Origin of the sequence: Streptomyces flavidovirens DSM 40150, assembly GCF_000429085.1 — a bacterium.
Lineage (GTDB): Bacteria > Actinomycetota > Actinomycetes > Streptomycetales > Streptomycetaceae > Streptomyces > Streptomyces flavidovirens.
This window is the reverse complement of the sequence record NZ_AUBE01000003.1, coordinates 353516-373176: the sequence shown is the minus strand read 5'-3', so window position 1 is coordinate 373176 and position 19661 is coordinate 353516. Positions and strand designations below refer to the sequence as shown.

General features: G+C 71.0%; 20 protein-coding genes and 1 riboswitch. Of the genes, 10 read left to right on the top strand and 10 right to left on the bottom strand.

The annotated features are described in order from the left end of the window. The first annotated feature begins 198 nt into the window (after positions 1 to 198). A complete protein-coding gene (locus tag G412_RS0106930; RefSeq protein WP_037647904.1) occupies positions 199 to 1707 on the top strand; it encodes a phytoene desaturase family protein in 1509 nt (502 codons plus the stop codon). 61 nt (positions 1708 to 1768) lie between these two features. On the opposite strand, the gene G412_RS0106925 is transcribed toward G412_RS0106930, so the two are convergent. The 6 genes from G412_RS0106925 to G412_RS0106900 form a co-directional block, all read right to left on the bottom strand. After that, complete coding sequence (locus G412_RS0106925; RefSeq protein WP_028811439.1) at positions 1769 to 2626, bottom strand: hypothetical protein; 858 nt, start codon at positions 2624 to 2626, stop codon at positions 1769 to 1771. A gap of 51 nt (positions 2627 to 2677) precedes the next feature. Then, positions 2678 to 3595 carry a methylenetetrahydrofolate reductase [NAD(P)H] gene (gene metF, locus G412_RS0106920; protein WP_028811438.1) on the bottom strand — a complete coding sequence of 306 codons (918 nt, stop codon included), beginning with the start codon at positions 3593 to 3595 and terminating at the stop codon, positions 2678 to 2680. Between the two features lie 110 nt (positions 3596 to 3705). Beyond that, the gene (thiE, locus tag G412_RS0106915) at positions 3706 to 4398 is read right to left on the bottom strand and encodes a thiamine phosphate synthase (protein WP_037647992.1); all 693 of its coding nucleotides are present in this window, start codon (positions 4396 to 4398) and stop codon (positions 3706 to 3708) included. A 77-nt stretch (positions 4399 to 4475) separates the two neighbouring features. After that, a complete protein-coding gene (locus G412_RS0106910) occupies positions 4476 to 4841 on the bottom strand; it encodes an Rv2175c family DNA-binding protein (RefSeq protein ID WP_028811436.1) in 366 nt (121 codons plus the stop codon). 68 nt (positions 4842 to 4909) lie between these two features. Next, positions 4910 to 6127 (bottom strand): NAD(P)/FAD-dependent oxidoreductase, encoded by a 1218-nt coding sequence (locus tag G412_RS0106905; RefSeq protein WP_028811435.1) that lies wholly within the window; start codon positions 6125 to 6127, stop codon positions 4910 to 4912. A 67-nt stretch (positions 6128 to 6194) separates the two neighbouring features. Then, positions 6195 to 6545: an avidin-fold protein gene (locus G412_RS0106900; protein ID WP_028811434.1), complete on the bottom strand. Its 351-nt coding sequence runs from the start codon at positions 6543 to 6545 to the stop codon at positions 6195 to 6197. A 94-nt stretch (positions 6546 to 6639) separates the two neighbouring features. Beyond that, a riboswitch (TPP riboswitch) is annotated at positions 6640 to 6753 on the top strand. Between G412_RS0106900 and thiO the strand changes: the two genes are divergently transcribed. The 6 genes from thiO (at position 6750) to G412_RS0106870 (ending at position 12948) form a co-directional block, all read left to right on the top strand. Then, a complete protein-coding gene (gene thiO / locus G412_RS33550; protein WP_051338179.1) occupies positions 6750 to 7994 on the top strand; it encodes a glycine oxidase ThiO in 1245 nt (414 codons plus the stop codon). It overlaps the preceding riboswitch by 4 nt. Beyond that, positions 7991 to 8191: a sulfur carrier protein ThiS gene (thiS, locus tag G412_RS0106890; protein WP_028811433.1), complete on the top strand. Its 201-nt coding sequence runs from the start codon at positions 7991 to 7993 to the stop codon at positions 8189 to 8191. Before thiO ends, thiS begins: the two co-directional genes overlap by 4 nt. Before the next feature lie 3 nt (positions 8192 to 8194). Next, on the top strand, positions 8195 to 8989 hold the full coding sequence (locus tag G412_RS0106885; RefSeq protein ID WP_028811432.1) for a thiazole synthase: 795 nt from the start codon (positions 8195 to 8197) through the stop codon (positions 8987 to 8989). A gap of 435 nt (positions 8990 to 9424) precedes the next feature. Continuing rightward, entirely contained in the window at positions 9425 to 11371 is a 1947-nt protein-coding gene (gene pknB, locus G412_RS0106880; protein ID WP_028811431.1) for a Stk1 family PASTA domain-containing Ser/Thr kinase, read from the top strand. A gap of 75 nt (positions 11372 to 11446) precedes the next feature. Then, positions 11447 to 12322 carry a deoxyribonuclease IV gene (locus G412_RS0106875; RefSeq protein ID WP_028811430.1) on the top strand — a complete coding sequence of 292 codons (876 nt, stop codon included), beginning with the start codon at positions 11447 to 11449 and terminating at the stop codon, positions 12320 to 12322. An 80-nt stretch (positions 12323 to 12402) separates the two neighbouring features. Next, positions 12403 to 12948 carry a DUF4396 domain-containing protein gene (locus G412_RS0106870; protein WP_028811429.1) on the top strand — a complete coding sequence of 182 codons (546 nt, stop codon included), beginning with the start codon at positions 12403 to 12405 and terminating at the stop codon, positions 12946 to 12948. 41 nt (positions 12949 to 12989) lie between these two features. Here G412_RS0106870 and G412_RS0106865 read toward each other — a convergent pair whose 3' ends face one another. Continuing rightward, a complete protein-coding gene (locus tag G412_RS0106865) occupies positions 12990 to 13622 on the bottom strand; it encodes a sulfite oxidase-like oxidoreductase (protein WP_028811428.1) in 633 nt (210 codons plus the stop codon). A 155-nt stretch (positions 13623 to 13777) separates the two neighbouring features. On the opposite strand from G412_RS0106865, the gene bfr reads away from it, so the two are divergent. After that, positions 13778 to 14257 carry a bacterioferritin gene (gene bfr / locus G412_RS0106860; protein WP_028811427.1) on the top strand — a complete coding sequence of 160 codons (480 nt, stop codon included), beginning with the start codon at positions 13778 to 13780 and terminating at the stop codon, positions 14255 to 14257. A gap of 67 nt (positions 14258 to 14324) precedes the next feature. On the opposite strand, the gene G412_RS33545 is transcribed toward bfr, so the two are convergent. Next, entirely contained in the window at positions 14325 to 14600 is a 276-nt protein-coding gene (locus G412_RS33545) for a (2Fe-2S)-binding protein (RefSeq protein WP_051338178.1), read from the bottom strand. A gap of 155 nt (positions 14601 to 14755) precedes the next feature. Then, the gene (locus G412_RS0106850; protein ID WP_078606831.1) at positions 14756 to 16108 is read right to left on the bottom strand and encodes a class II 3-deoxy-7-phosphoheptulonate synthase; all 1353 of its coding nucleotides are present in this window, start codon (positions 16106 to 16108) and stop codon (positions 14756 to 14758) included. Between the two features lie 220 nt (positions 16109 to 16328). On the opposite strand from G412_RS0106850, the gene G412_RS41695 reads away from it, so the two are divergent. Beyond that, on the top strand, positions 16329 to 16385 hold the full coding sequence (locus tag G412_RS41695; protein ID WP_355716996.1) for a trp operon leader peptide: 57 nt from the start codon (positions 16329 to 16331) through the stop codon (positions 16383 to 16385). A gap of 132 nt (positions 16386 to 16517) precedes the next feature. Continuing rightward, the gene (locus tag G412_RS0106845) at positions 16518 to 18392 is read left to right on the top strand and encodes an anthranilate synthase family protein (RefSeq protein WP_028811425.1); all 1875 of its coding nucleotides are present in this window, start codon (positions 16518 to 16520) and stop codon (positions 18390 to 18392) included. 237 nt (positions 18393 to 18629) lie between these two features. Here the strand turns inward: G412_RS0106845 and G412_RS0106840 are convergent, their stop codons facing one another. Next, positions 18630 to 19658 carry a 6-phosphofructokinase gene (locus G412_RS0106840; RefSeq protein ID WP_028811424.1) on the bottom strand — a complete coding sequence of 343 codons (1029 nt, stop codon included), beginning with the start codon at positions 19656 to 19658 and terminating at the stop codon, positions 18630 to 18632. Positions 19659 to 19661 lie beyond the last annotated feature (3 nt).

Sequence of the window (19661 nt, the reverse complement as noted above, 5' to 3'; positions counted from 1 at the left end):
CCTTCCGTGGTCCCCACTCTGCCGTCTGCGCAGGTGAGAGCCCATCCGCGCAGCTACTCATCTCCGGTACTAGGTACGGATACTCACGCCTGTGTGCGCGCCCCCAGCCGCACCGGACGGGACTGGTGACGAGCGCGTCCGCGCCCGTACTCCCCTGCCGCGGCCGGGCTGTCAGTGGCGGCCGCTAAAGTCCCTGGCATGGCACGGATTGTGGTGATCGGCTCCGGGATGGGCGCGATGGCGTCCGCCGCCCGGCTGGCCGTCGCGGGCCACCGCGTGGCGGTGTACGAGCGCGCGGCGACGTACGGCGGCGCGCTGGGCAGGTTCGAGCGGGACGGCTTCGTCTTCGACACGGGGCCGGGCCTGCTGCACCTGCCCGCCGTGTACCGGGACCTGTTCGCCAAGACCGGCAAGGAATCCTTTGAGCAGTGCGTCGGGCTCACCCCGGTGGACCCGGCGAGCCGCCATCTCTTCGACGACGGTACGGATATCTCCCTGCCCAACGCGTCGCGCGCCGGAGTCGTTTCCGCGCTGGACGCGGCACTCGGCGCCGGGGCCGGTGAGCGCTGGGGCGAATTCCTGAACCGGGCCCGCGACGCGTGGGACCGGACCAGACGGCCGCTGCTCGAAGAACCGCTGCTCCCGGACTGGCGGGTGCTCGGCCGTGACCCGTACCCCTCGGTGCCCCGGCGCAGGATGCTGCGCCGCGACCGCCGGGCGGCCACGGTCGCGGAGATCGGCGCGTGGGAGCTGGCGGACCCCCGGCTGGCCGCCCTGCTGGACAGTTACGCCCTGGCGTACGGACTCGATCCGCGCACCGCACCCGCGGCCGCCGCCGTCCTGCCGTACATGGAGCAGACTTTCGGCAGTTGGTACGTGCGCGGCGGGATGCGGGAGCTGGCGCGGGCACTGTACGAACGGTGCCTGGCCCGGAAGGTCGAGTTCGCCTTCGGCGCCGAGGTCGTCGCGGTCACGGAGAAGGACGGCCGCGCGGCGGGCGTGGAACTGGCCGACGGCACGGTCGCCGAAGCGGACTCGGTGGTCTTCGGGGGCGACCCCCGGCTGCTCGGCGGCATGACACCCGGGCGCGAGGTGTGGGCCTCGGGCGACGTCGTTCCGGGACCTGTGCCCCCGAGCCGGCTCACCGTGTTCCTCGCGCTGCGCGGCGGCCGCCAGGACGGCACCGCGCACCGGACGGTGGTCCACTCCCCCGACGCCGGCGCGGAGGCGTCGGCGGCTTTCGCCGGCGAGCACGCCGAGCGCCCCACCGTCACGGTGCTGCGGCCCGACGACCCGCTGACCCGCCCGGACGACGCGCACGAGGCCGTCACGCTCACGACGGCCGTCGCCCCGCAGGGGCCCGTCGACTGGACGGACGAAGCGCTGGTCGCGCGGTACGCCGACAAGGTGGTCGGGGCCGCCCTCGCGGCCGTGCCGGACCTGCGGGAGCGCCTGCTGTGGCGCGAGGTCCGCACCCCGGCCGACACGGCGGAGGCGACCGGCGCACCGGGGGGTTCCGTGCCGGCTCCCTCGCTGGCGGGGGCCGGAGGCCGTCTGCTGCACCCGGGCAACAGCACGCGGCTGCCCGGCCTCCTGCTGGCCGGAGGCTGGGCGCATCCGGGCGGCGGCCTGGCGCACGCCGGGATGTCGGGCGCTCTCGTCGCGGGGCTCGTAGTCGAGGGAGAGGGCTTCCGGGGCTCGCAGTAGGGGGCGCTGCAGGGCCAGGGCAGGGCTGGGACTGGAGGGCTACGGGACCGTCAGGTCAGGTTCAGTAGCGGTACTGCTCGTTGTAGCCGGTGGTGTCGTAGCCGTTCTGGTACGGCTCCTGGGGCTGCTGCTCGGTTCCGAAGGGCTGCTGCTCGCCGTCGCGCTGCTGCGGCACCCACACACCGCCGGGCGGTGTCTCGTTGCCGTACTGCTGGGCTCCGTAGTCCTGACCGCCGTACTCCTGCGTGCCGTACGGCTGGCCGCCGTACTCCTGCGTCCCGTACTCCTGCGTGCCGTATTGCTGGGTGCCGTACTGCTGGGTGCCGATGTACGGGTCCGAGTAGGCGGCGTACTGCTGCTGGCCGGGCGAGTAGTCGTACTGGCCGGTGTACGTCTCCTGGTTCGGCTGCTGGTCGTAGCCGGAATAGGTGTCGTACGTGTCGTAGCCGGCGCCGAACGCGTCACTCTGGGGCTGCTGCTGACCGGCCGCGTACGCCGCCACGTCGTACACGCCGTACTGCCCGGTCTCGTCCGGCAGCGGCTGCGTCGCCGCGAACACCGGCTCCGGTGGGGCCACCGGCTCGTACTCGAGGTCCGACACCTCCAGCGTGGGCTCCTGCCCGACGGGCCGCGCACCGCGCTTGCGGCGGCGGCTCTCGCCCGGCTTGCCGCCGATCGCCCAGCCGGTCGAGAAGCCGCGGCGGAACGACAGCGTGACGTACGTCTGGCCGACCGCGAAGGCGACAGCGCCGCCCGCGATCACGATCACGGACGGCATGAGCACACCGAGGACCACACCCATGAAGCCGGCGAAGGCCAGCAGCCGCCACCTCAGCCGCGCCTTGTACTGCAACAGCACTTCACCGAGCAGCCACAGTGCGACAACTCCGAACGCGATGTAGAGGACCGCCCAGCCCATGCCCGCCCCTCTCCTACGGCCGCCGCCGCGAAGGGTGGCGGGTACGGCCGGTCAGGACTGCTCGTGCAGTCCGAGATTCTCGTAGATCTCAAGCGTCGCCGTGGAGTTGTTGAGCGTAATGAAGTGCAATCCGGGTACTCCCTCGGAGAGCAGCCTCGCGCAGAACTCCGTGGCGAACTCGATGCCAATGGAGCGTACAGCCGCCGGATCGTCCTTGACGGCGAGGATCCGCTCTTTAACGGCGGGCGGGAAGTGCGCGTTGCTGAGCTGGGGCAGCCTGGCGAGCTGCTTGACACCCGTCACCGGCATCACTTCGGGAATGATCGGCGTCTCACAGCCGGCGGCCGCGACCCGGTCGCGCAGCCGCAGGTAGTTCTCCGGCTCGAAGAACATCTGGGTGATCGCGTAGTCGGCCCCGGCGCGGCACTTGTCCACGAAGTGCCCGATGTCGGTGTCCCAGTCGGTCGAGCGCGGGTGCATCTCGGGGAAGGCCGCGACGCCCACGCAGAAATCGCCGGACTCCTTGATGAGCCGGACCAGGTCTGCGGCGTACCGCACACCCTCCGGGTGCTCCACCCACTCGCCCATCGGGTCGCCGGGCGGGTCTCCGCGCACTGCGAGGATGTTCCGGATCCCGGCGTCCGCGTACTGGCCGATCATGTTGCGCAGTTCGGCGACGGAGTGGTCCACGGCCGTGAGGTGCGCGACGGGGGTGAGCGTGGAGTCGGAGGCGATCTGCTCGGTGGCCCCGACCGTGCCGGCCCGGGTGGATCCACCTGCCCCGTACGTCACGGAGACGAAGCTGGGGGCCACTGCCTCGACCCGGCGCAGCGCGTTCCAGAGGTTCCGCTCACCCTTTTCGGTCCTGGGCGCGAAGAACTCGAACGAGTACGAGGTTTTGCCGGTCGCGAGCAGATCACGCACGGTGAGTGCGTGATCCGTCCTGGTCGAAGCGGTGCCAAGGGCCATAACCGCAGATTAACCAGGGCTCAGCGAGGACCCCCACAGAAGCGGGTTATTTGTCCATATTGCCGGGTTATTGTCCACCCATCGGACAATCCATGGACGGTCGTTGACGCTTATCCGGCGTACGCCCTGACCCGCTTCGCCAGCGCCGCCGCGGCGGCGGCCGGGTCGTCGGCCTCGGTGATCGCGCGGACGACCACGACCCTGCGGGCGCCCGCGTCCAGCACCTCGTCGAGATTGCCCGCGTCGATGCCGCCGATCGCGAACCACGGCCGGTCCTGGCGCAGCCCGGCGGCGTACCGGACGAGGCCGAGGCCCGGGGCGTACCGGCCGGGCTTGGTGGGGGTGGGCCAGCAGGGCCCCGTGCAGAAGTAGTCCACGCCGGGCTCGGCCACGGCGGCGTCGACCTCGGACTCGCCGTGCGTGGAGCGGCCGACGAGGATGCCGGCGCCGAGGATCACCCGTGCGGCCGGGACGGGCAGGTCGCCCTGTCCCAGGTGCAGCACGCCCGCACCGATGGCGTGGGCCACGTCGGCGCGGTCGTTCACGGCGAGCAGCTTGCCGTGCCTGCGGCAGGCGTCGTCGAAGACCCGGAGGTGCTCCAGCTCCTCGCCGGCCTCCATGCCCTTGTCGCGCAGCTGCACGATGTCCACGCCGGAGGACAGGACGGCGTCCAGGAACTCGGGGAGGTCGCCCTGTCGCTTGCGCGCGTCCGTGCACAGGTACAGCCGGGCGTCGGCGAGCCGCTCGCGCGCGGCGGCGCCGTCCGTGGACGCGTGCGTGGACGTGGACGCGGACGTGGGCATGGCGGTGTCCCCCCGTTGGTGGGCGGTGTACGGGCCGGTGACGGCCCGCACACCGCGTGCGGTTGTGTCGGCAGAGGTCAGACGGCCAGCGCCTGGGCGCGCCGCTTCACCTCCGTGCCGCGATTCTCACTCAACGCCTGCGCGGGGGTCCCCGGCAGGGTCGGGTCGGGAGTGAAGAGCCACTCGAGCATCTCTTCGTCGGAGAAGCCGTCGTCCCTCAGGAGCGTCAGGGTCCCTGCGAGACCCTTGACCACCTTGTCGCCGTCGATGAAGGCGGCAGGCACCTGAAGCACCCTGTTCTCTCCGCGGCGTACGGCGATCAGCTGGCCTTCCTTGACCAGCTGCCGGACGCGCGTCACCTCGACATCGAGCTTTTCCGCGATGTCGGGGAGGTTGAGCCAGGCGGGGACGAGAGCATCGATCTTTGCGTCAATCTCGGTCACGGGACAAGCGTGCCATCTTGGACTGACAGCCGGTAGTCGGGGCCTGCCGTCCGGGTCCCGGTGACCGCCTAAAGGGTGGCCGACTTGAGCGGTACGGACGGATCGGCGGCCCGTTCGGGGTCCAGCCGGGCACCCGACGCGATGAGCCTGCGGCCCTGCGCGAGGTCGCGCGGCCTGGCCACGGTGAGCAGCGCGACGAGCCTCCCCTCGCTGCTCAGCCAGCACACCGACCAGGCGGCGCCGACCGGGTCCCCGCGCCACACCGTCGTGGCCGCGCCGGTGTGGTGGCCCGCGTACTGCACGAAGCGGCCGAACTGCTCGGACCAGAAGTACGGGACCGGGTCGTAGTCCTGCGGTGTCTCGCCGATGATGTTCGCCGCGACCGCGCGCGGCCCCTGGAGCGCGTTGTCCCAGTGGTGGACGAGCAGGCGTTCGCCGTAGCGGGCGGAGGGGAAGGAGGCGCAGTCCCCGACGGCGTACACGTCGGGCTGGGAGGTGCGCAGGCGGGAGTCGGCGGTGACGGAGCCGTCGGGGCCGAGGGCGATGCCGGAGCCGGCGAGCCAGGCCGTCGCGGGCCTGGCGCCGATGCCGACGACCACCGCGCCGGCCGCGAGCCGCCGTCCGTCGGCGAGGACGACGGTGCCGGGCTCGATCCGCGCGACGCGCGCGCCGGTGAGCAGTTCGGCGCCGCTTTCGGCGTACCAGGCGGCCATGGGGGCGGCGACTTCGGCGGGCATGGTGCCCGCGAGTGGCCGGTCCGCCGCCTCGACGACGGTCACCGCGCACCCCGCCTCGCGGGCGGCCGTGGCGAACTCCGCCCCGATCCAGCCGGCCCCGACGACCACGATGTCGTGCTTCCGGTCGAGCACCGGCCGCAGCCGGGCCGCGTCGTCGAGGGTGCGCAGGAGATGGACTCCCTGAACGTCCTCGCTGCCGGGCAGCGTGATGGGCAGCGCTCCGGTGGCGACGACCAGCACGTCGTACGGAACAGGGCCCGAGGGGGTGTCGATTTCGTGCGCCCCGGGGCGCACGCCCGTTACTTCGCGCCCCAGGTGGAGTTCGATGCCGAGCGCCTCGAAATCGACGTCGAAGGCCGACCCCTCGGCCGTGCCGAGCAGCACCGCCTTGGACAGGGGCGGCCTGTCGTACGGCTGATGCGGCTCGGCGCCGATCAGCGTGACGGAGCCGGTCCAGCCCTGCTCGCGCAGGGCCACGGCGGTCTGCACGCCGGCCATTCCCGCGCCGACGATGACGACGCGCCGCTCTGCCTGCCTCTGGTCACTCACCCGGTCACTGTAGGACGGCACGTCCCGCCGCTCTCAAGGCCACGAAGGGGAGATCTCTGACACACCGTCACAGGGACGCCGCCGGCAGCTCCTCGACGACGCTCGTCCCACTGCCTTCCTGGGACTCCCACGCCCACGTCTCCTCCAGTCGCACGCGCCCGTCGGGGAGGCCGACGACGGTGGACGTGCAGTGGCCCGACGAGGTGGTGCCGTCGTGCTTGAGCTGGACGTAACGGAAGTCGAGCGCGTCGCCCTCGCGCGTGCCGACGAGGTGGCCGCGTACGACGTCGCCGCCCGCGTACTCGGCCCAGATCCGGCCGTCGTCCTCGTGATAGGTGAACCGGGTACGGGTCCCCACCTGACCGGGTGCCTGGTCGGCGACCGGGGAGAGGACGAGTCCGTCGAGCGAGCGGGCCACAGCGATTGCTCCCTTACAGCGCGTTGGGGCCGGGCGTTAGGGTGGCCACCGTACTGCTGGCGTCCGGGGAAAGATCACCGGGCTGCCGGCAGGACATACAACTCGCGGGAGTCCGGGCGTACCGGGCTGAGAGGGAGGCTGGGCGGCCTCCGACCGTACGAACCTGATCCGGGTCATGCCGGCGAAGGGAGGGGCTGGACGCCCATGTCGCGTACATCAGACGTCCTCGTTGTCGGGGGCGGAATCATCGGCCTGGTCACGGCCTGGCGGGCCGCGCAGCGGGGGCTGCGCGTCGCTGTCGCCGATCCGGAGCCGGGCGGCGGGGCAGCGCGGGTCGCGGCCGGAATGCTCGCCGCCGTCACCGAGCTGCACTACGGCGAGCAGACGCTGCTCGGCCTCAATCTCGCGTCCGCCGAGCGGTACCCGGCGTTCGTCGCCGAGCTGGAAGCGGCGAGCGGGCAGGACACCGGCTACCGCGCCTGCGGCACACTCGCCGTCGCGCTCGACACGGACGACCGCGCACACCTGCGCGAACTCCACGCCCTCCAGCGCCGCTCCGGCCTGGAGTCGGAGTGGCTCACGGGGCGCGAATGCCGCCGCCTGGAGCCGATGCTCGCGCCGGGCGTGCGCGGGGGCCTGCGCGTGGACGGGGACCACCAGGTCGACCCGAGGCGGCTGGCCGCTGCCCTGCTGACGGCCTGCGAGCGGGCTGGGGTGGTCTGGCACCGCGGCTGGGCCGAGCGGCTCTCAGTGGTACGGGGACGGGCCTGCGGGGCCGTACTGGCGGACGGGACGGAGCTCGCGGCAGGCCAGGTGGTGCTGGCGGCCGGGAGTCTCAGTGGCAGGCTCGGCGGCGTACCGGAAGAGGTGCTGCCGCCGGTACGGCCGGTGAAGGGCCAGGTGCTGCGGCTGGCCGTGCCGCCCGCGTACGCGCCGTTCCTGAGCCGGACGGTGCGTGCGGTGGTGCGGGGCAGCCACGTGTATCTGGTGCCGCGCGAGAACGGTGAGCTGGTCGTCGGCGCGACCAGCGAGGAGCTCGGCTGGGACACGACGGTCACGGCCGGCGGCGTGTACGAGCTGCTGCGCGACGCGCACGAGCTGGTACCCGGCATCACCGAGCTGCCGCTGACGGAGACCCGCGCGGGGCTGCGCCCCGGCTCCCCCGACAACGCGCCGCTGCTCGGGCTGACCGCGCTGCCGGGGCTTCATCTGGCCACTGGGCACTACCGCAACGGGGTGCTGCTCACGCCGGTCACGGGCGATGCGATGGCTGACGTGCTGGCCGGTGGGGAGCTGCCGGAAGAGGCGCGTCCGTTCAGCCCGCTGCGTTTCGCGCCGGCCCCTCCGTCGCCTCCCGCTTCCCCCACCTCTCCCGCTTCCTCCATCTCCCCCGCTTCCCACACCTCCCCCACCTCTCCCGTCTCCGTACCGCAGGAGCAGCCCGTATGACCATCTCCGTGAACGGCGAGACCCGCGAGGTCGTCCCCGGTACGACGCTGGGCGCACTCGTCGCGACCCTCACGCGGGCCCCTTCGGGAGTCGCCGCCGCCCTCAACGAAACCGTCGTACCGCGCGGGCAGTGGGATTCCACCGCGCTCGGCGACGGCGACCGCATCGAAGTCCTCACCGCAGTCCAGGGAGGCTGAGCCATGGCCGACGACCTTCTGACCATCGGCGACGCTACGTTCTCGTCGCGTCTGATCATGGGAACGGGCGGTGCGCCGAGCCTGGACGTGCTGGAACGTTCACTGGTCGCGTCCGGGACCGAACTGACGACGGTCGCGATGCGGCGGCTGGATCCGAGCGTCCAGGGATCGGTGCTCTCCGTTCTGGAGAGGCTCGGCATCCGGGTGCTGCCGAACACCGCGGGGTGCTTCACGGCGGGCGAGGCAGTGCTGACCGCGCGCCTCGCGCGGGAGGCGCTGGGTACGGACTGGGTGAAGCTGGAGGTCGTCGCGGACGAGCGGACGCTGCTGCCCGATCCGATCGAGCTGCTGGACGCGGCGGAGACGCTGGTGGACGACGGCTTCACTGTGCTGCCGTACACGAACGACGATCCGGTGCTCGCGCGGAAGCTGGAGGATGTGGGGTGCGCGGCGATCATGCCGCTGGGGTCTCCGATCGGGTCCGGTCTTGGCATCCGTAACCCGCACAACTTCCAGCTGATCGTCGAGCACGCGCGCGTGCCGGTCGTTCTGGACGCGGGTGCGGGCACGGCGTCGGACGCGACGCTGGCGATGGAGCTGGGGTGCGCGGCGGTGATGCTGGCGTCGGCGGTGACGCGGGCGCAGGAACCGGTGCTGATGGCTGAGGCGATGCGGCACGGGGTGGAGGCGGGGCGGCTGGCGTACCGGGCGGGGCGGATCCCTCGGCGGCACTTCGCCGAGGCGTCGTCGCCTGCGGCGGGGCGCGCGGCGCTGGACCCGGAACGCCCGGCGTTCTGACCCGCGGCCGACCGCTGCGCGGGGCCTTTCCCCACCCCGCCCCTTCCCGAACCGGGGGCAGGCCCCCGGACCCCGGACGCCCTGCGGGCGTGTCCTCAAACGCCGGACGGGCTGGGTATGCGGCGCAGCGGCGATCCTCAGCCCGACGGCGTCCCCGACGCCCGGAGGGGCGGGGTCTGGGGCGGAGCCCCGGCAGCACCCCTGGCGCACTCAGCCCATCCGGCGTTTGAGGACCGGGGGCTGGGGCAGCGCCCCTCACTCGGCGGAGCCGCACAATGTCGCGGCGGGAAGGGGCGGGTCGGGGAAAGCCCGCCGCAGGCGCCCCCCGTGCGCTCCCCCGTACACGCGCCGCCCCGCGTCACAGCTCCGCTGCAATGCCGCCCCCGGCACCCGCCCCCGCAGGACATGTCAGCGCCGGCTCGTAGACTCGCCCCCGTGGATACGACCCTTCAGGACCCGCTCGTCGGGCACGTGCTCGACGGCCGCTACCGCGTCGATGCGCGCATCGCCGTCGGTGGCATGGCCACGGTCTACCGGGCCGTCGACACCCGCCTCGACCGCGTGCTCGCCCTCAAGGTGATGCACCCCGCCCTCGCCGATGACGCCTCCTTCGTGGACCGGTTCATCCGGGAGGCCAAGTCGGTGGCCCGGCTCGCGCACCCGAATGTGGTCGGCGTCTTCGACCAGGGGACGGACGGTTCGTACGTCTACCTCGCGATGGAGTACGTCGCCGGCTGCACCCTGCGCGACGTACTGCGTGAGCGCGGCGCCCTCCAGCCCCGTGCCGCCCTGGACATCCTGGAGCCCGTGCTCGCCGCGCTCGGCGCGGCACACCGCGCCGGGTTCGTGCACCGGGACATGAAGCCCGAGAACGTCCTGATCGGGGACGACGGGCGCGTCAAGGTCGCCGACTTCGGTCTCGTACGGGCCGTCGACACCATCACCAGCACCACCGGTTCCGTCCTCGGCACCGTCTCGTATCTCGCGCCCGAACAGATTGAGCACGGCACCGCCGACACCCGCGCGGACGTCTACGCCTGCGGTGTCGTGCTGTACGAGATGCTGACCGGGGCCAAGCCGCACACCGGCGGCACCGCCGCCCAGGTGCTCTACCAGCACCTGAACGAGGACGTGCCCGCCCCGTCCGCCGCCGTGCCGGGACTCTCCGTCGAGCTGGACGAGCTGGTCGCGGGCGCCACCGCACGCAACCCGGAGATCCGTCCGTACGACGCCGTGGCCCTCCTCGCGCAGACCAGGCAGGCGCGCGCCGCGCTCAGCGACGAGCAGCTCGACGCGTCACCTCCGCAGGCCCGCGCGGAGGTGACGCACAACGGCGCCGAGGACCGTACGAGCGTCATCCCGAGGGCCATCGGGGGGCAGGGGAACGGCGATGGGAACGGCAGCGGCAGCGACACCGCTGAGCCCCTCAACCGCACCAGCCTCCTCCAGATGCCCCCGCCACGGCCCACACCCCCAAGGCGCGCTTTCGCGCCGAGACGCGGCCTGCTCGCGATCGTCGCCGCCGTCCTGCTGGTCCTCGGAACCGGCGCCGGTGTCTGGTACATCAACTCCGGGCAGTTCACCCGCGTCCCCTCCCTCCTCGGCCAGTCGGAGAAGGAGGCCGCCAAGCGGTTGTCCGCCGCCGGTCTCGACGTGAAGGAGGTGCGGCGCCAGTACAGCGAGACGTACGAACGCGGCACCGTCATGAACAGCGACCCGGCCTCCCGCGCCCGCATCCGCGACAACGGCTCCGTCACGCTGGTCGTCTCGCGCGGACCGGAGACGGTGAAGGTCCCCGACGTGGAGGGGCTGCCGCTCGCCGAGGCCAGGGGTGAGCTCAAGAAGGCAGGTCTGGCGCCCGGCATCGTCACCAGGGCGTTCAGCGAGGACGTACCACAGGGCTCCGTCGTGAGTACGGACCCGCGCGCCGGCACCGAGCGGCACCCGGACTCCGCTGTCGCCATGGTCGTCAGCAAGGGCTCCCCCGTGGAGGTGCCCGACGTGACCGGCGAGAGCGTGGAGGACGCCACGTCGGAGCTGGAGGACGCCGGGTTCACCGTGAAGGTCGCGTCCGGGCGGGTCACCTCTCAGGAGGAGGCCGGGACCGTCGCCAGGCAGTCCGCGGCCGAGGGCGCGCGGCTCGCCAAGGGCGACACCATCACGCTCACCGTCTCCAAGGGGCCGCGCATGATCCCCGTGCCCGACGTCGTCGGTGAGAAGGTCGACGCCGCGAAGAGCACGCTCAAGGCGGCGGGCTTCGAGGTCGAGGTGGACCGTCCCTTCCTCTCCTTCAGCGACGAGATCGCGAGCCAGTCGGTCAAGGAGGGCGACGAGGCCCCGGAGGGCAGCACGATCACCATCAGGACCAAGGGCGGCCTGTAGGCGAGCAGACGGGAAGGTGGGAGGCCAGAAGGCGGGAGGCGGGAGCCTCCTGTTGCCCTGGCATCCTTGACGGCGATGAGCAACGCACCTTTCCCCTCCCGAAACCCCGTCGGCGGCCATGTGCCCGTGGCCGGTGGCCTCGCTACGAACGGTCTCGCGTACGCCCGTGAAATGGGCGCCGAGGCCGTGCAGGTCTTCGTCGCCAACCCGCGCGGCTGGGCGACACCCACCGGAAATCCGGCGCAGGACGAACTGTTCCGCGCGGCCTGCGCCGCCGAACGGATACCGGCGTACGTCCATGCCCCGTACCTGATCAACTTCGGCTCGCACACCGAGGCGACCGTCGAGCGGTCCGTGGTGTCGCTGCGGCACTCACTGCGCCGAGGCCGCGAGATCGGCGCGCTGGGCGTGGTGGTGCACACCGGCTCCGCGACCGGCGGCCGGCCGCGCTCCGAGGCACTCGCGCAGGTACGCACCTACCTGCTGCCGCTCCTCGACGAGCTGACGCACGACGACGACCCGTTCCTGCTGCTCGAATCGACGGCGGGACAGGGCGCGTCGCTGTGCTCGCGCACCTGGGACTTCGGCCCGTACTTCGAGGCGCTCGACGCGCACCCCAAGCTCGGCGTCTGCCTCGACACGTGCCACATCTACGCGGCGGGGCACGACCTCGCGGGGCCCGGCGGGATGAAGCAGACGCTGGATCTGCTGGTGGACACGGTCGGCGAGGGCCGGCTCAAGCTGATCCACGCCAACGACTCCAAGGAAGGCGTCGGCGCCCACAAGGACCGCCACGAGAACATCGGCTCCGGCCACATCGGTGAGGAACCGTTCCGGGAGCTGTTCTCGCATCCGGCGACCGAGGGCGTACCGCTGACGATCGAGACGCCCGGTGGCAAAGAGGGCCATGCGGCCGATGTGGCGCGGCTGAAGGAGCTGCGTGAATTCTGAGGACCGTGCGCGGAATACCCTACGGGGGTATAGGGTTCTGTTTGTCGACAGGAACCGCTAACCGGCACTGGGGGCGCACCATGCAGCACGACGCACATGCGCACGACATGCACCACGGACATGAGGGGCACGACGGGCACGAAGGGCACGACGCCCATGGCGCTCACACCGGCCACACCGGCCCCGGCAAGGTCAGCTGGTCCATGGCCGCCCAGGCAACCCTCCACTGCCTCACCGGCTGTGCCATCGGCGAGGTGCTCGGCATGGTCATCGGCACCGCGCTCGGCTGGGGCAATGTGCAGACGATGATCCTGGCGATCGTCCTGGCCTTCTTCTTCGGTTACGCCTTCACCCTGCGCGGCGTCCTCAAGGCCGGCGTCGGCTTCAGGACCGCCTTCCGGGTCGCCCTCGCCGCCGACACCCTCTCCATCACCGTGATGGAGCTGATCGACAACGGCGTACTCGCCCTGTGGCCGGGCGCGATGGACGCGCACCTCGCGGACGCGATGTTCTGGGGCGTGCTGGCCTTCGCGCTCTTCGCCGCCTTCCTCATCACCACACCCGTCAACAAGTGGATGATCGGCCGCGGCAAGGGCCACGCGGTGGTCCACCAGTACCACCACTGAGACGCGGGGCGGCGGGGGCGGGACGGACGGCTCCGGCCGCTCTACAGCTCGGGGCCGTCCCCCGGCTCCTCCTGGTACGAGTACCGCTGCTCACGCCAGGGGTCGCCGACGTTGTGGTAGCCGCGCTCCTCCCAGAAGCCGCGGCGATCCGCCGTCATGTACTCGACACCCCGGACCCACTTGGGCCCCTTCCAGGCGTACAGATGCGGTACGACCAGGCGCAGCGGGAAACCGTGCTCGGCGGTGAGGAGCTCACCGCCCTTGTGGGTGGCGAAGATGGTCCGCTCGGAAGTGAAGTCCGCGAGCCGCAGATTCGCGCTGAAGCCGTACTCGGCCCAGACCATGACATGGGTGACGCCCGGCGCGGGGGGCGCGAGTTCGACGAGTGTACGAGCGAGTACGCCACCCCATTCGGCCCCAAGCATGCTGAATTTCGTGACGCAGTGCAGATCGGCCTCGACCGTGGAGAACGGGAGCGCCGAGAACTGCTCGTGGTTCCAGCAGTGCTTGTCGCCGTCCGCCGTCGCACCGAATATGCGGAACTCCCAGCGATCCGGCTTGAATTTGGGTACAGGACCGTAGTGGGTGACGGGCCAGCCACGCTGCAACCGCTGCCCCGGCGGAAGCTCGGGCTGCGCTGATTCGTGATGTTCCCGGCTTTCCGGCTGACCCATGACTCCATGGTGACAGACGGCGAAGGGTGGTCATGACCAGGTCTGACCCTATTCGGGGCAACTCCTGATAAGCCTGCACTTACTGGACGCCCCTCACCCGCGATGCAAGGATGCGCGAAACCTGCCCAGTACAACGCCTGGAAGGAGCCTCTGCGATGCAGGGCGACCCCGAGGTCATCGAATTCCTCAACGAGCAGCTGACCGCCGAGCTGACCGCCATCAACCAGTACTTCCTGCACGCCAAGATGCAGGACAACTTCGGCTGGACGAAGCTCGCGAAGTACACCCGTGCCGAGTCGTTCGACGAGATGAGGCACGCGGAGACACTCACCGACCGGATTCTCTTCCTGGACGGCCTGCCGAATTACCAGCGGCTCTTCCATGTGCGGGTCGGCCAGACCGTCACCGAGATGTTCCAGGCGGACCGGCAGATCGAGGTCGAGGCGATCGACCGCCTCAAGCGCGGCATTGAGGTGATGCGCGCCAAGGGCGACATCACGTCGGCGAACATCTTCGAGGACATCCTCAAGGACGAAGAGCACCACATCGACTATCTCGACACCCAGCTGGAGCTGGTCAACAAGCTCGGTGAGTCGCTCTACATCGCCCAGCTGATCGAGCAGCCGGAGAGCTGACCAGGCCTGACAGGGCCTGACCAGGAGCTGATCGGGAGCAGGCCTCGGGGGCCTCCCCCGCGTGTCGTCAGGCCGCTTCGGAGAGGGACGTCTCGACGAGGCCGGTCTCGACGAGGGCGGTCTCGGCCAGGGCCGTCTCGGCGAGGGCAGTCTCGCCCTTCTCGATCAGTGCGCGGCGCGGGCACGCGCCACGGCCGAGCAGCCCCTGGATCGTGCGTACGCAGGAGCCGCAGTCCGTTCCCGCCTTGCTGACCGACGCTATCTGGCGCGGTGTGCAGACACCGGCGGCAGCGTGCTCCTTGATCTGCTGATCCGTTACGCCGAAGCAGGAACAGACGAACACGCGGCACACCTCCTGACACGGGCGGGGGGACGACCAATCGATAAGGTGAACCTAACCTTACCCGCCGTCCCCCGCACAACAAAAGCCCCGGATACGGCTGTGGGGCGCGGATCACATTCGATCCGCGCCCCACAGCCGTTCGGTGCTTCTACCGCCTACTGATCGCGGTACATCTCGGCGACCAGGAACGCCAGGTCCAGGGACTGGCTGCGGTTGAGACGCGGGTCGCAGGCCGTCTCGTAGCGCTGGTGCAGGTCGTCGACGAAGATCTCGTCGCCGCCGCCCACGCACTCCGTGACGTCGTCGCCGGTCAGCTCGACGTGGATGCCGCCCGGGTGCGTGCCGAGGCCCTTGTGCACCTCGAAGAAGCCCTTGACCTCGTCAAGTACGTCGTCGAAGCGACGCGTCTTGTGGCCGGAGGCGGCCTCGTAGGTGTTGCCGTGCATCGGGTCGGTCACCCACGCCACGGCCGCACCGGATGCCGTGACCTTCTCGACCAGCTCGGGGAGCTTGTCACGGACCTTGTCGGCGCCCATGCGGACGACGAAGGTCAGCCGGCCGGGCTCGCGGTCCGGGTCGAGCTTGTCGACGTAGCTCAGCGCCTCGTCGACCGTGGTCGTCGGGCCGAGCTTCACGCCGATCGGGTTGCGGATCTTTGAGGCGAACTCGATGTGCGCGCCGTCGAGCTGGCGGGTGCGCTCACCGATCCACAGCATGTGGCCCGATACGTCGTACAGGTGGCCCGTACGCGAATCGACCCTGGTCAGGGCACTTTCGTAGTCCATGAGCAGCGCCTCGTGCGAGGCGTAGAACTCGACCGTGCGGAACTCCGCCGGGTCGGTCCCCGCTGCCTTCATGAAGTTCAGCGCGTTGTCGATCTCACGGGCGAGCTGCTCGTAACGCTGCCCGGAGGGCGACGACTTCACGAAGTCCTGGTTCCAGGCGTGCACCTGGCGCAGGTCCGCGTAACCACCGGTGGTGAAGGCGCGTACCAGGTTCAGCGTCGAGGCGGACGCGTGGTACATCCGCTTCAGCCGCTCGGGGTCCGGGATACGGGCCTTCTCGGTGAACTCGAAGCCGTTGACGGAGTCGCCGCGGTAGGTCGGCAGGGTGATGCCGTCGCGGGTCTCGGTCGACTTGGAGCGGGGCTTGGAGTACTGGCCGGCGATCCGGCCCACCTTCACGACGGGCACGGAGGCGGCGTACGTCAGGACCGCGCCCATCTGCAGAAGGGTCTTGAGCTTGTTTCGGATGTGGTCGGCGGATACAGCGTCGAAGGCCTCGGCGCAGTCGCCGCCCTGCAACAGGAACGCCTCGCCCTTGGCGACGGCTCCCAGTCGGGCGCGCAGCTGGTCGCACTCGCCCGCGAAGACGAGCGGCGGATACGACTCGAGGTCCGCGATCACATCGCGCAGAGCCTCGGCATCGGGGTACTCAGGCTGCTGCGCCGCGGGAAGGTCTCGCCAGGTGTTGCCACCGTCAGGGGTGGTCTTAGCGTTCACGGTCACCTTGACAACACTACGGGGTCAGCTCGCCGGGCCATGGCCTGGCCCACCAGATGAGACGGAGGATACAGCGGGCGCGGAGGACACAGGGGAGACAGCGGGGATCCCGAACGGCCCGGCGCTGATCCGGTGCTGATCCGGCGCTGACCCGGCGCTGACCCGGCGCTGACCCGGCGCTGCGACATGCGTGACGCCGGCGATCCGGTCCGCTAGGGTGCGGAGCATGTTCGCGCAGACGACTCAGACCTGGTGGTGGACCGCTCATCCGGCGGCCCACTGACAATCGCGCGCAACACCGAATCGCGAAGGCCGCCCGAGGGGCGGCCTTTGGTGTTTCCCAGGGGCTGTTCCTCTCCACCGGATCCACCCGGATCCATTCGGATCACATGGTCCCCCGGAAGGAACACCACAGATGCTCATCAGCACCCTCCTCGACGACACCCGCCCCTTCGCACTCCTGCGCAGGCGGACCCCCGGCCACGACCACGACACCGTCGAGCTGCTCATCGGAGACGTGCACGAGGCCGCGCGCCTGGCCGACATCCCGGCCGGCGCCGACGACCTGCCCGTGCTCGCGCTGGTGCCGTTCCGGCAGATCAGGGAGCGCGGGTTCGACGTACGCGACGACGGGACGCCCCTGAGTGTGCTGGTCGCGGACGAAACGTACGCGCTGCCGCTGGACGACGTCCTCGCGCAGCTTCCCGCGCACGCCGTCCGCGTGAGGGGTGGGGCCTTCGACGTCGAGGACGAGGAGTACGCCGGGATCGTGCGGCGGGTCATCGCGGACGAGATCGGGCGCGGCGAGGGGGCGAACTTCGTCATCCGCCGCACCTTCGGGGGCGAAATCCCCGGATTCTCGCGAGCGGACGCACTGGCGCTCTTCCGGCGGCTGCTCGCCGGTGAGCGGGGCGCGTACTGGACGTTCGTCGTGCACACCGGGGAACGCACGCTGGTCGGCGCGAGCCCCGAAGTGCACGTCCGGATGAGCGGCGGGACCGTCGTGATGAACCCCATCAGCGGTACGTACCGCTACCCCTCGGACGGGCCGAGCGCCGAGGGTCTGCTGGACTTCCTCGACGACGGCAAGGAGACCGCCGAGCTCTCGATGGTCGTCGACGAAGAGCTCAAGATGATGTGCACCGTCGGTGACCGGGGTGGGGTCGTCGTCGGCCCGCGGCTCAAGGAGATGTCCCATCTCGCCCACACCGAGTACGAATTGCGGGGCCGCTCCTCCCTCGACGTGCGCGAGGTACTGAAGGAGACGATGTTCGCGGCGACCGTCACCGGATCGCCGGTGCAGAACGCGTGCCGCGTCATCGAGCGGTACGAGCCCGGTGGCCGCGGCTACTACGCGGGCGCCCTGGCCCTCATCGGCCGTGACGCGGGCGGGGCCCAGACCCTGGACTCGCCCATCCTCATCCGTACCGCCGACATCGCGCCGGACGGCCGGCTGCGGGTGCCGGTGGGCGCGACGCTGGTGCGCGACTCGGACCCGTACAGCGAGGTCGCCGAGACGCACGCCAAGGCGGCGGGGGTGCTGGCGGCGCTGGGTGTGCGTCCCGGCAGGCCCGAGCACGAGGGCGTACGGCCGAAGCTGGCGGACGATCCGCGCGTACGGGAGGCGCTGGACTCGCGGCGGGCGTCCCTCGCCCCCTTCTGGCTGCGGATGCAGGAACGCTCGTCGTCCCTGGCCGGGCACGCGCTGGTGATCGACGCGGAGGACACGTTCACGGCGATGCTCGCGCACCTGCTGCGCTCGTCGGGACTCGACGTGACCGTACGGCGGTACGACGAGCCGGGCCTGCGGGAGGCCGCGCTCGCGCACGAGGGCCCTGTGGTGCTCGGCCCCGGGCCCGGCGACCCCTCCGACGCGGGTGACGCGAAGATGCGGTTCCTGCGGGGACTCACGGCGGAGCTGGTGCGCGAGCACCGGCACGGACTGCTGGGGGTCTGCCTGGGGCATGAGCTGCTGGCGGCCGAGCTGGGGCTGCAGATCGTGCGTAAGCGGGTGCCGTATCAGGGGGCGCAGACCCGGATCGATCTCTTCGGGCGGCCCGAGACCGTCGGCTTCTACAACAGCTTTGTCGCTCGCTGCGACGGGGAGCAGGCGGCGGAGCTGGCGGCGCACGGCGTCGAGGTCAGCCGCGATCCGGTCACGGGCGAGGTGCATGCTCTGCGCGGGCCGGGGTTCGCGGGGGTGCAGTTCCATCCGGAGTCGGTGCTGACGCTGCGGGGCACGGCTGTGATCACGGAGCTGCTGATGCCGGCGCTGCTCGGCCGCGGGTAGGGGTGTGCCCTGCGGGGCTTGTTCCCCACCCCGCCCCTTCCCGAACCGGGGCGCTGCCCCGGACCCCGCTCCTCAAACGCCGGAGGGGCTGGATGGTGCCGGGCGGGGCTGGGGCTTGCCCCCACACGGCGGAGCCGCGAAGGTCACGGCCGGGAAGGGGATGGATGGTGACGGGCGGGGCCGAGTGCCCGGCAAGGCCGGCCCCCCGGACCCGCTCACCCGGCGCCCCCGGACCGCTCAGCCGAAGAAGACGCCGACCTCCGTGTACAGCTCCGGATCCACCGTCTTCAGCCGCGCCGTAGCCTCCCCCATCGGCACCCGCACGATGTGCGTTCCCTGGAGCGCGACCATCTTGCCGAAGTCGCCGTCCCGTACCGCCTCGATCGCGTGCAGCCCGAACCGCGTCGCGAGCCACCGGTCGAAGGCGCTCGGCGTACCGCCGCGCTGCACATGCCCGAGGACGGTGGTGCGCGCTTCCTTCCCCGTCCGCTTCTCGATCTCCTTGGCGAGCCACTCGCCGACGCCCGACAGCCGCACATGCCCGAACGAGTCGAGCGTGCCGTCCTTGAGGACCATCTCGCCGTCCTTGGGCATCGCACCCTCGGCGACGACGACGATCGGCGCGTACGACGCCTTGAAGCGGGAGGTGATCCAGCCGCAGACGCGCTCGATGTCGAAGCGCTGCTCCGGGATGAGGATGACGTTCGCACCGCCGGCCAGGCCCGAGTGCAGGGCGATCCACCCCGCGTGCCGCCCCATGACCTCGACGACGAGCACGCGCATGTGTGATTCGGCGGTCGTGTGGAGGCGGTCGATCGCCTCGGTCGCGATGCCGACGGCGGTGTTGAAACCGAAGGTGTAGTCGGTGGCGGACAGGTCGTTGTCGATGGTCTTGGGTACGCCGACACATTTGACGCCGTACTCGTCGGACAGGCGGGTGGCGACGCCCAGCGTGTCCTCACCGCCTATCACGATGAGCGCGTCGACCTCGCACTTGGCGAGGTTCTCCTTGACCCGGTGGATGCCGTTCTCGCTCTGGAGCGGGTTGGTGCGCGAGGAGCCGAGGATGGTGCCGCCGCGGGGCAGGATGCCGCGTACGGCGGGGATGTCGAGCCGTACGGTGTCGCCTTCGAGCGGCCCGCGCCACCCGTCCCTGAATCCGGTGAAGTCGTAGCCGTATTCCTGCACGCCCTTGCGGACGACGGCGCGGATGACCGCGTTGAGCCCGGGGCAGTCGCCTCCCCCGGTCAGTACTCCGACCCGCATTGA

What these genes read in the sequence shown, in the direction of transcription:
- G412_RS0106870 (WP_028811429.1), top strand. Translation starts at nt 12,403, where the DNA reads ATGCAGCACGACGCACATGCGCACGACATGCACCACGGACATGAGGGG.
- thiO (WP_051338179.1), top strand. Translation starts at nt 6,750, where the DNA reads ATGTCGCGTACATCAGACGTCCTCGTTGTCGGGGGCGGAATCATCGGC.
- G412_RS0106885 (WP_028811432.1), top strand. Translation starts at nt 8,195, where the DNA reads ATGGCCGACGACCTTCTGACCATCGGCGACGCTACGTTCTCGTCGCGT.
- thiS (WP_028811433.1), top strand. Translation starts at nt 7,991, where the DNA reads ATGACCATCTCCGTGAACGGCGAGACCCGCGAGGTCGTCCCCGGTACG.
- G412_RS0106840 (WP_028811424.1), bottom strand. Translation starts at nt 19,658, where the DNA reads ATGCGGGTCGGAGTACTGACCGGGGGAGGCGACTGCCCCGGGCTCAAC.
- G412_RS0106845 (WP_028811425.1), top strand. Translation starts at nt 16,518, where the DNA reads ATGCTCATCAGCACCCTCCTCGACGACACCCGCCCCTTCGCACTCCTG.
- thiE (WP_037647992.1), bottom strand. Translation starts at nt 4,398, where the DNA reads ATGCCCACGTCCGCGTCCACGTCCACGCACGCGTCCACGGACGGCGCC.
- metF (WP_028811438.1), bottom strand. Translation starts at nt 3,595, where the DNA reads ATGGCCCTTGGCACCGCTTCGACCAGGACGGATCACGCACTCACCGTG.
- bfr (WP_028811427.1), top strand. Translation starts at nt 13,778, where the DNA reads ATGCAGGGCGACCCCGAGGTCATCGAATTCCTCAACGAGCAGCTGACC.
- G412_RS0106925 (WP_028811439.1), bottom strand. Translation starts at nt 2,626, where the DNA reads ATGGGCTGGGCGGTCCTCTACATCGCGTTCGGAGTTGTCGCACTGTGG.
- G412_RS0106875 (WP_028811430.1), top strand. Translation starts at nt 11,447, where the DNA reads ATGAGCAACGCACCTTTCCCCTCCCGAAACCCCGTCGGCGGCCATGTG.
- G412_RS0106865 (WP_028811428.1), bottom strand. Translation starts at nt 13,622, where the DNA reads ATGGGTCAGCCGGAAAGCCGGGAACATCACGAATCAGCGCAGCCCGAG.
- G412_RS0106930 (WP_037647904.1), top strand. Translation starts at nt 199, where the DNA reads ATGGCACGGATTGTGGTGATCGGCTCCGGGATGGGCGCGATGGCGTCC.